The 11006-nt window shown below is 61.3% G+C and carries 5 protein-coding genes; 1 reads left to right on the top strand and 4 read right to left on the bottom strand.

Features of this window, described 5'->3' with window-relative positions:
- Positions 1–25: 25 nt before the first annotated feature.
- Positions 26–466, top strand: a complete 441-nt coding sequence (locus tag DQX05_RS05110; protein WP_119791497.1) for an NUDIX domain-containing protein — start codon at positions 26–28, stop codon at positions 464–466.
- Between the two features lie 204 nt (positions 467–670).
- Here the strand turns inward: DQX05_RS05110 and DQX05_RS05105 are convergent, their stop codons facing one another.
- From DQX05_RS05105 to DQX05_RS05090, 4 genes are all read right to left on the bottom strand, one after another.
- Positions 671–1762, bottom strand: coding sequence for a hypothetical protein (locus DQX05_RS05105; protein WP_147385153.1), 1092 nt, complete (start codon positions 1760–1762; stop codon positions 671–673).
- 364 nt (positions 1763–2126) lie between these two features.
- Entirely contained in the window at positions 2127–3572 is a 1446-nt protein-coding gene (locus DQX05_RS05100; protein ID WP_119791494.1) for a DHA2 family efflux MFS transporter permease subunit, read from the bottom strand.
- The gene (locus tag DQX05_RS05095; RefSeq protein WP_119791493.1) at positions 3569–3796 is read right to left on the bottom strand and encodes an MbtH family protein; all 228 of its coding nucleotides are present in this window, start codon (positions 3794–3796) and stop codon (positions 3569–3571) included. The genes DQX05_RS05100 and DQX05_RS05095 overlap by 4 nt, the downstream gene beginning before the upstream one ends.
- A complete protein-coding gene (locus DQX05_RS05090; RefSeq protein ID WP_119791491.1) occupies positions 3789–10997 on the bottom strand; it encodes an amino acid adenylation domain-containing protein in 7209 nt (2402 codons plus the stop codon). Before DQX05_RS05090 ends, DQX05_RS05095 begins: the two co-directional genes overlap by 8 nt.
- Positions 10998–11006: the final 9 nt, after the last annotated feature.

Below are 11006 nucleotides of genomic sequence, written 5' to 3'. Positions count from 1 at the left end.
AATAGAGATTCATAGGAGAACAAAAATGGAAACATCCTTACCAAGAATCGGCGTCGGCGCCGTCATTATGAATGAAGCGAACGAGATTCTGCTTGTGCTGCGGGGACGCCCGCCGGAGAAGGACAAATGGAGCATTCCCGGAGGCAAGGTGGACTTATACGAGACGCTGGAGGATACGACCGTTCGCGAGGTGTTAGAAGAGGTCGGGCTTCACATCCAGGTGAAGCGGCTGCTCTGCACCGCCGAGACGATCGATCCGGGCCGGGGCGAGCATTGGATCTCGGTCATCTTCGAGACTCTCGTCGTCGCGGGCGAAGCCAGCAATCGGGAAGAAGGCGGAGCGCTGCAGGATGTGCGCTGGTTCCCGTTGTCGCAGCTCCCGGACAATCTGGCCTCCTTCACGTGGCCCGCAATTCAAGCCCTGCGCAGCCCTGGCGCTGCCGCATATTCCGGCCGGAACGAATGATGTCCCGGCTGGAGAGTGCATCCGCCTGATTATCGATTCCAGGTGATGCGGTACATACGATAGCCATAATGAGCACCGTCTATCCGCCAGGTCAAGTCCGCCTTCCGTTTTTCTACCTCTCTCCTCCGATATTTACGGAAATTATAACCCGATTCTTCCCGCAAAAGAACGCCCTGATCGGCGATCAGGGCGCAGTGTTAGACTTTATTCGTGGGTCACGCATAATACCGCGGCCGGCGTGCTGTAGGCGCCTGCGGTCGACACATAGATAGGGCAAGCAACCGTGCGCCGGGCCGGAATAGTGACCGTCGCAGCCTCGACCGCTTCGACGGCGGGCGACAGCCGGGGCACTCCATAGGTCCGCCCCCGATTCCAGCGAACGGCTCCCGCATACAGCCCTCCGCGACCGGTCAAGTAGACGGTCACCGTCTTGCGGCGAGGATACGGATTGCTCAGCGCCAGATTCAGCTTGTAGATGACGCCGTAATGCCCCTTGTTCGCCACTTCCGCATTCGCCGGATCATAGCTCGAAGCGGCCGTCATCAGATTATCATTGCCGCCGTTATGGATGGCGAAGCTTAGGCTTCCGCTTCCGGCGATATACGTGACAGGCTGCGAGCACATCGAATCCGCGAAGCCTTCGATGTCGGCGAAGTCCCAGGAGCCGCGCGGGTGCGACTTGCCCTCAGCCGTCCGATAGGCGGGCACGACCGGGGTATGATTGAGCCTCACATCGGCCCCCGGACGATTGGCGGCAACGGTTCGCACCCGGTAGTCAAGAGCCTTCGGGCCGGAGAGCGTAAATTCCATCACGCCGCCTACCAGCTCTCCGTCAGGGACGATCCACTCCTTCACCAGCCCGGTCTGCCCGCCGCGGATCGAGCGGTCGTCAGGAATGAGCGGGGCGAGCGTACGCCCGTTCAGTGCCTTGGCAGAGCATCTGCCGAGTGCGGGGAAGTCCGCAATCACGCCGATGGAATGCTTGACTTGGCGAACGCGTATCGGGCTGTCGCAGGATGCGTTCTCGACCGTGACGCCGAATGTAATCGGAGCTCCCGTCTGGTTCAGATGCCATACGAACAGCCGATATTGCACACGCTTCCTTCCCCGGACGGTATCATGCCACAGCGTGGCAAAGCCGTTCGTGAATGATGTCGTGACGCTGCTGATCGTCTCCGGATTGTCCGAGAGGAAGAAGCGGGTCGTTCCGCTTTTTCTCCCGTAAACATGAACCTGGGGAACGACATTGGGCACGGTCACGATCGGTTTGTCGGATTGCGAACATCGAATCATCATTGCACCTCCTCAAATTTGGCCGCGCAGACCGGAATCATCATTGGGATAAGGAAGATCGGCGCGCATCCCCCGCGGCGGCTCTCCCCGGTTAACTGCCCTGCGCGATATGTGTTCTTTCATATATAGAGGAGATCCGGAAGGGATAATTACAACCGGGCGGCGTGAAAAAAATATTTCAGTCCGCTTCACGGTTCGGTAATTCCATGTGCATAAGAAAGGGGACCAACCCAGACAACGAAAAAAAGACCTCAGTTCAGCGTACTGAACCAAGGTCTGTTGAGTTAACGGTTTGCCGCAGCTCTATTGCATTGAAGGAGCGTCCCGCCCTTCACCTTCCCGTTGCCGCTTAATCGCTCGCTTCATTTCACGCTTGAACCGATTTTCCCCCATCCGGCTTCACCGGGGGTTGCTTCGCAACGGTGACAGCCGCATCGCTGTCGCGAATCCACAACGCACAGCACAGGCCCATGAGCAGAAAGCTTGCGGCCCCGAGCAGAGCGGCACGATACGCCATGATGTTCGGTTCTATGCCTCCAGCGGCATTTATCGTATGGGTTCCCGCCACGGCAAGAATGCCGGACAGAATCGCCAAGCCTATGGCCGGCCCCAGCCGGTTCTGTACGGTGAACCAGGTCGAGGCGCGGCCCATCGATGCAGGCGGAATGTTGGCAAATGCCGCAATCTGAACGGCACCGACCGTATGGCCCAAAAAGACGCCGACACCGAACAGAAGGCTCCGAATCAGCCATGGATTCGTATGAGGGCCAACCGTGCTCAGCATCACGAAGAAGATCGCCGTGCACAATAGCCCCATAACCATGACGCGCTTCGGGCCTAGCCTCGGATAGGTCCAGGGCACAAGCTGAGAAGCAAGCATAAGACCAAGCGCCTCCGGGAAGGTGGTCAAGCCGGTATCGAGCGCTGAGGCATTCAGCGCATTCTGGTACATTAGCGGGAACACGTACAGCATGCCGAGCAGGCCCGCCGCGGAGAACATGGCGACGAGACCTGCCGTGCGGAACAAGCGGTCGCCCAACAACCGCAGATCAAGCAGCGGCTGCTTCACCCGCAGCTCGACGGTGACAAGGGCTGCTATCAGGATGAGGCCCATCCCCCCCGTTGCCCAGATCGCGGGAGAACCCCAGCCCTGCGCAGGGCCTTGGCTAAGGGCATACATCAACAGAGCCAAGCCAGGCGCCGATAAGAGGAGGCCCCGAACATCGAGGCGTCCCGCCTCATGCTCCCGATGCTCCTTCAAAAAGACGATTCCGAACAGCAAGGCGGGAATCCCGATCGGCAAATGGACATAAAATATCCAGCGCCACGACAGATGCTCAATAAGCAGCCCGCTAAGAATCGGCCCGACCGCAGGTGCAACCGCGATCGGGAGAATGAGCGCCCGGGATACTTTGGCCCGCTCCTGCGGGGGGAACATGCGGAACAGCATCGCCATTCCTATCGGAGTAAGCAGCCCGCCGCCGATCCCTTGCACGACCCGAAAAACGGTCAACGCCGTCAAACTGCCGGCGAAGCCGCACAGTGCCGAGGCTCCCGTGAACAAGGCAAGCGCGAGCATAAAGACACGTTTGGTCCCCCACTTGTCACCTAGCCAGCCTGCCGCCGGCAGGACGACAGCGAGGCTTACCAGATAGCCCACATTGAGCACTCCCGATGCGGCCGGAGGCACTTGCAGCTCCTGGCTGATCGTCTGCAGCGCAACGTTCAGGACGGTGGCGTCCATGGCCACCGTGAACATGGCTGCCACGTATACGATACATACGGCCGTTTTCGGGTTCAATCCTGCTTTCATTGCGTTGCTCCATGGACAGGGTCCGAAGAATCGCGCAGGCTGCGGGGCCGCAAGTCGGCCCAATGCAGGGTGATATAGTCCAGACAACCCTGACGCGTCTCCGGGCCCAGGACCGTACTCCATCCATCCGGCACCGCGGCGAAGGCAGGCCACAGCGAATACTGCCCCTCCTCATTCATCAGCACCAGATAAGCGCTGTCCGCTTGCTCAAAAGGATTACTCATGGATTAGCTCCCTCCCATCTTGTCTGGCGGCCTCGCCGTTCGTGGAATTCAGCTTGGCCAAAAGCGTCGCGCCGATCTCGGCAAGCGGCCCGGGCTGACACAGGTCCTTATGCCGGCAGGCGATATCATGCCGATCGATCCGTCCGCCTATGTAGGGAATCCACATCTCCGGCTCGATCGGATCGAACCAATCCGGTATAATCGTCGACCGGAAAAACAGAAGATCTCCCTCGAATCGCTGCGGAGTATAGGCTCCGAGAAGGCGGACCGAGTTCTCATACGTTTTTTTCAAATTCAGAATGGTTGCTTCGTCAAGCGTAGCCAAAGCGCTGCTGTCGCTGCGAAGTATCTCGATGGCGTTCGCGACCGTAAGCGGAACACCGCCAATGCTGTCCTTGTCGTAGCCGCCCAAGGCAAGCAGCGCGGTCAACGCCTCCTCCTCATCCGGCTCTTCCCGAATCGGGAGGTAATGGCTCGGATAAGCGTCAAGCATAGCCAAAAACGAGACCTCTTCCCCCTCTTCTTGCAGTTGCACAGCCATCGCATGCGCCACATTTCCCCCCAGCGACCAGCCCAGAAGGCGATAAGGACCGTGCGGCTGAATCGAGCGAACGGCTTCCATATAATCTGACGTCATCTCCTCCAGCGTCTTCGGCAGCTCTTCCGCTTGGGCGATGCCCCGGGCCTGGAGGCCGTAGATGGGATAGTCCATGCCGAGATGCTTCATCAGGCCGGCGTAGCACCAGCTCAGCCCACCCGCAGGATGCACGCAGAACAGCGGCAGTTGCGCGCCATAGGTTCGGAGCGGCAGCAGCACCTGCAGGGCGCTGTGACCTCCGTCCATATCGAGCCTCTCCGCGATCCCGGCTACCGTCGGCGCCTCGAAGAGGCTACCGATGCCAAGCTCCCGGCCCAGCGCCTCGCGAATCCGGCTAATGAGGCGAACCGCCAGCAACGAATGGCCGCCCAACTCGAAGAAGCTGTCGTCGATCCCTACGCGCCGCACCCCGAGCACTTCGGCGAACAGATCGCACAGCACCTCCTCCTGCGGCGTTCTTGGATTGCCGCCGTCCAACTCCAGGGCGAGCTCAGGCGCCGGCAGCGCCTGGCGATCCAGCTTGCCGTTCGGGGTGAGCGGGAGCGCGTCGATGCCGATAATCGCGGATGGCACCATGTAATCGGGCAGCAGGGAGGCGGCATGCCGTCGCAATTCGGACGGCCCGAGGCTTGCGCCCGCGGCGAACACCACATAAGCGGCCAGCCGCTTGTCCCCCGGCCGGTCCTCGCGCACCACGACGGCCGCCTGGGCGACCTCGGGATGACGGGCTAGCACGGCTTCGATCTCGCCCGGTTCGATGCGGAAGCCCCGAATCTTCACCTGATGATCGGCGCGGCCCACATAATCCAAGGTGCCGTCAGCGAGCCATTTCGCCACGTCCCCGGTGCGGTACATTCTGCTGCCCGGCGGGCCGAACGGATCGGCGACGAACCGCTCTGCCGTCAATCCTGGACGGCCCCAGTAACCGCGGGCGAGTCCAGCGCCGGCCACATACATTTCCCCCGCCGTTCCAGGCGGAGCCGGCTGCAGCGCCCCGTCGAGCACATACACTCGCAGATCCGGTATCGGCCCGCCGATTAAGCTGTTGGCTCCCGGGGCGGCACTATCCCGATCCAGCTCATTGTAGCTGACATGGACAGTCGTCTCCGTAATGCCGTACATGTTAATCAATCTCGGAGCATGATCCGGATGGCGGCGATACCAGTCCTCCAGCCGGCCCAGCTCCAACGCTTCGCCTCCGAAAATAACATACCGCAGGGAAAGCGTCTGCCCTAGCTCGGGTTGTTCCCGATCGGCTTGCATCAATTGATAGAAGGCGGACGGCGTCTGATTCAGGACGGTCACGCCCTCTTGCGCGAGCAAGCGAAGGAATTCGTCTGGCGATCGGCTTACCGCATGAGGCACCACGACGAGACGGCCTCCATGCAGGAGCGCACCCCAGATCTCCCATACCGAGAAATCGAACGCGTACGAATGAAACAAGGTCCATACATCCTCCGCTCCAAAGCGGAACCAGTGCCGGGTGGACGCGAACAAGCGCAAGACATTTTGGTGCGGGATAACGACACCTTTGGGCTTGCCCGTAGACCCTGACGTATAGATGATATAGGCCGGACTGAGCGGAGACAGGAGCCCGCTGCGTTCCTGAGCGCTTGGATTCGCAGAGGATTGCTGCTGCAGCCGCTCCTGGACAGCGGCCTCATCCAGCACGATCCGCGGCAGGCCTCCGGTCTCTGGCAGCCTGGAGGATACTTGAGCGTTCGTCACCATGCAGACAGGAGCCCCGTACTCCAGCATATAAGCGATCCGCTCGGCAGGATAATCCGGGTCTAGCGGCAGGTAGGCGGCCCCCGCCTTGAGCACGGCCAATACGCCGACAACCATCTCGATAGACCGAGGCAAGGCCAATGCCACGAGCTGCTCGGGACCTACTCCCTCCGCCATGAGCAGATGCGCGAGCCGGTTCGCCCGCAGGTTCAACTCCTCATAGCTCAATGCGCTGCCTTCATGAACGACAGCTGCCGCCTCCGGCGAACGGATGGCCTGGGCCTCGAACAGCTCCGGAATGGTGACCGGCGGCTGCGCTGCAGCTTCGGGAGCACTCCATTCCGTCAGGATGCGCCGCCGCTCTTCCGGCATCAAAATATCAAGCTGACCCATCGGCTTGTCCGGTGCGGCAGCGGCCGACTCCAGCACGCGCACATAGCGGGCCGCCAGCGCATCGGCCGTGCTGCGCTTGAACAAATCGGCGCTGTATTCCACCATGCCGTCTAATCCGTCTGGTCCGCCATTCGCATCGCGGCGTTCCTGCAGCTCCACGGTCAGGTCGAACTTCGCCGTGTCCGCGCTTTCCAATTGAAGGCTGGCTGCAACACCCGGCAAATCGAGCGCGGGAGCCGGCGTATTTTGCAGCACCAGCATAATCTGAAAGAGCGGATGCCGAGAACGGGAGCGAACGGGGTTCACCGCTTCGACGAGACGCTCGAACGGCACATCCTGATGCGCATACGCGTTCAGATTTACCTCGCGGACCCTGGCAAGCAATTCGCGGAAGCTGGGGTCCCCTGACGTATCGGTTCGAAGCACCAGCGTGTTGATGAACAAGCCAACTAGACCGTCAAGCGCATCGTCGTTCCGACCGGTTATCGGGCTGCCGATCGGAATATCAGTGCCCGCGCCCAGCCGTGTCAGAAGCACGGCCAGCGCGGCCTGCAGCACCATGAACAGGCTCGCCTTGCCAGTTCGGGCCAGATCCAAGAGCTGGCCGTGGAGCTCCTTGTTAATATGGAAACGGATGGTGCCGCCTTGATGGCTGGCCGCTGCCGGACGCGGGTAATCGGCCGGCAAGTCCAACTCCTCCGGCAACCCTGTGAGCGTCCGCGTCCAGAACTCAAGCTGGCGGGCCATCAGGCTGTCAGAATCGCCGCCGCTTCCCAGTAGGCGCTCCTGCCAGATCGCGTAGTCCGCATATTGAACCGGAAGCGGCGGCCATGCCGGATGCTCCCCCCGGCTGCGTGCCGCATAGGCGGCAGACAGATCGCGCGTCAACGGAGACAGCGACCATCCGTCCCCGGCGATATGGTGCAGGAGCAGCAGCAGCACGTATTCATTCGGCCCAAGCTCGAACAATTCGGCCCGAAGCGAAGGCTCGTCCGCTAGCTGGAAGCAGTAGCGGACGGCTTCCTTCAGCCGTTCAGGCAGCTCCCCCTCGCTGGTCTTGGTCAAGATCAGCCGAGGGCGTGCCTCGCCGGCATCCAGAATCAGCTGGCGCGAGGCGCCTGATGCATCATCGGGGAACACGGTACGCAGCGTCTCATGCCGGTCCGCCACATCGCCGAGAGCCGCCTCCAGTGCACGAATGTCCAGCTCACCGGACAGGCGGGCGACCAGCGGAATATTATAAGTCGGGGCCGGTCCTTCCAGACGATACAAGAACCATAACCGCCGTTGGGCGAAGGACAGCGGAATATCGTCCTCCCGCTTGGCTCGCCGTATAGCCGGCCGGGCTTCCCGCGAATCGTCCAGCCGCCGGACAAGCCCCGCGACCGTAGGTTCTTCAAAAAGGCTGCCAATGCTTATGTCGGCGCCCAACGACTCGCGTATGCGGAGGATGACTCGTCCGGCAAGCAAGGAATGGCCGCCCAGCGCAAAGAAGTCATCATCGATGCCGACGCGGGACAGTCCGAGCGCGTCGGCGAACAGTGCGCAGAGCATCTCCTCCTGTGGGGTGCGGGGTCCGCGCCCTGCAGCTGCTTGTCCAGAATCGGGCATAGGCAGCGCCTTGCGGTCAATCTTCTTGTTCGGCGTCAGAGGCATGGCCTCCAGCATGACGATCGCCGCGGGAACCATATAGTCAGGCAGCTGGCCGGCAGCGTAGCGGCGCAAAGCGTCCGGATCGATCCCGGAAGGCGAGGCCGGAACGACATAAGCGGCCAAGCGCCGCTCACCCGGCCGATCCTCCCGGACGATCACCGCAGCTTGCGCGACGTCGGCATGCCGGACGAGCAGATCCTCAATCTCGCCTGTCTCGATGCGGAAGCCGCGCAGCTTAATCTGATGATCGGCACGCCCCAAATAATCAATGGAGCCATCAGCCAGCCATTTCACGAGATCGCCCGTGCGATACATCCGGGTGCCCGGAGGCCCGAACGGATCCGCCACGAACCGCTCCGCCGTCAGCTCCGGCCGCCCCTGATAGCCGCGCGCCAACCCGGCGCCCGCAATGTACAGCTCCCCTGCGACCCCCGGCGGAACCGGCTGCAGCGCCGCATCGAGCACATATAGCCTCGTATTCCAAATCGGCCCCCCAATAGACGGCTTACCCGTGCGCTCCGGACCCAGCAAGGCAGCGGTCGAATAAATGGTCGTCTCCGTTGGGCCGTATTGGTTATTAACCTCGCAATCCAGATCTTGCAGAGCAAGCTTGAGCCCGATCGGCAAGGCCTCGCCCCCGGTTATCACCGTCAGCCCGTCGAGGCTGCCGAGATGGCTGGCGGCAAGCGCCTGCCATAGCGTCGGGGTCGCCTGCATAACCGTGGCCCCCGTTTCTTTGATTTTCCGGGCCAGCGCTTGCGGATCCAGAATCGTATCCTTCGGAGCGATATCGATGCTCGCGCCCGTCGTGAGCGGCAGCAGCACTTCCATGACGGAAATATCGAAGGAGATCGTCGTCACGGACAGCAGCCGATCCCGGTTATCCAGCGCGAACCGCTCCCGCATGCATAACAGCAGGTTGGCCAGTCCTTCGAAGGTAAGTAAGACGCCCTTCGGTCTGCCTGTCGATCCGGAGGTGTAAATGACATAAGACGGATGAAGCGGCGACAAGCGGCATAGCCGGTCAGCGTCATTCGGATTGTGTTCGGCTTGCCGCTCCAGGCGGTCTCTGGTCGTAGGCTCATCCAGCAAGATCTTCGGCATCAGGCCGGAACCAGACAGCCTGGAGTCTACCTCCTGGACCGTAACGAGGCACATCGGAGCGGCATCATTCAGCATATAGGCAATCCGGGCGGGCGGATAATCCGGATCGATCGGTAAATAAGCCGCTCCCGCCTTATGCACCGCCAGGATGGCGATGACCATATCGAGCGAACGCGGGAGTGCCAGAGCCACGATCCGATCCGGGCCGGCGCCATGCGCAATCAGCAGATGCGCCAGCCGGTTGGCGCGCGTGTTCAAGTCTGCATAACGGAGCGCCGTATCTTCGAAGATTGCCGCCACGGCATCAGGCGTGCTCGCCGCCTGCTCCTCGAATAACGCCGGCACGCTCCATTGCGCCAGCGCGTGGGCGGTGTCATTCCATTCGTCCACCACCTGAAGGCGTTCTTCAGGCAGCAGCAGCTCCAGGCGGCCGATCGGTTGGCCGGGATCGGACGCAGCCAGCTTGTCCAGCACATGCAGGAAGCGGCGCAGATGCGCGCTCAGATCACCTGCATCGTAGATTGCGGGGTTGGCATCGAAGTCGATGCGCGGCCCGCCCCCGCTGGAGCCGCAGGAGACATGAATCGTCAGATCATCGACAGGCCCGGCCGCCAGATTGCGTATGCTGCCACGGTATCCGGCAAAGTTCAGTTCCTCGATAAACGGCATGATATTGATGAGAGGTCCGAACAGCCTCCGGTTGTCTCCCACTAATTTCAGGTCGCGCCGCAGATCCTGATGCCGGTAGTCCTGATGCCTTCGGATCTCGCGCATATTCTCTGAGATCTGCCCAACAAGCTCGCTCACGCTCATATCCGGCCGGACGGCGATTCGCAGCGGCAGCAGATTCATCACCATACCGGGAACGCGCATTGCCGCGGAACCGAGACGGCACATCATCGGCACGCCGAGTATGATGTCGTCCGTGCCGGTGAGCCGATGCACATAGACCGCAGCGGCTGCCATCACGGCATCGGGCCAGCTTGCCCCCATTCCGCTTGCGGCCGCCTGCCAATCGTCCATGACGCTTGAAGGCAGCTCCGTGGACTGGCGAAGGAAGCTTCTCGCCGTGCGCTGAGCCCGCTCGCCCAGACTGGCTGCTTCCGGATGATCGGCGAAGCGGGCCAGCCAAAATTGCCGATCTCGATCCAGCCGTTCCGATGAGCGATAAGCCGCATCTTCCTCCAGGACCGAGCGCCACGAACCGAATGCCCCTTCACTGATCGGCAAATCATGAGCGAGCGCCGTATAAATCTGCGCCACCCTTCGCGTCAACAGAGAGAAGCCGTAACCATCGATGACAATGTGATGAATGCGTTGGTACCAATAGAACCGATCGGGCGCAAGCTTGAATAACGCTTCGGTAAACAGCGGACCGCGGCGCAGGTCGACAGGCTGAGCCAGATCTTGCTTCATCAAGGCTTCTGCCGCTGCATGCGGATCCTCCTCGCTGCTGACATCGATCCTATGCATCGTCCAATCGGATGAAGGGGCAATCGTCTGCCAAGGACCGTCCTGATCCTCCCCAAAGCGCACGTGCAGCGCTTCCGCCTCCATTACGGCCTGGCGTACCGCCGTCTCGAAGCGATCCGGGTCGACAGGTCCGCGGATGTCGATGTATTCTCCGGTATTGAATACCGGGTTGTCCGGATCAAGCTGCTGCGCGAACCAAATGCCCGACTGCGCCCCTGACAAAGGCCAGCGGCCATCATCAAGATCATGCATGAGCATCGC

Source organism: Paenibacillus thiaminolyticus (assembly GCF_003591545.1).
In the GTDB taxonomy this organism is placed as follows: domain Bacteria; phylum Bacillota; class Bacilli; order Paenibacillales; family Paenibacillaceae; genus Paenibacillus_B; species Paenibacillus_B thiaminolyticus_A.
This window is presented reverse-complemented; position numbering and strand designations above follow the sequence as displayed.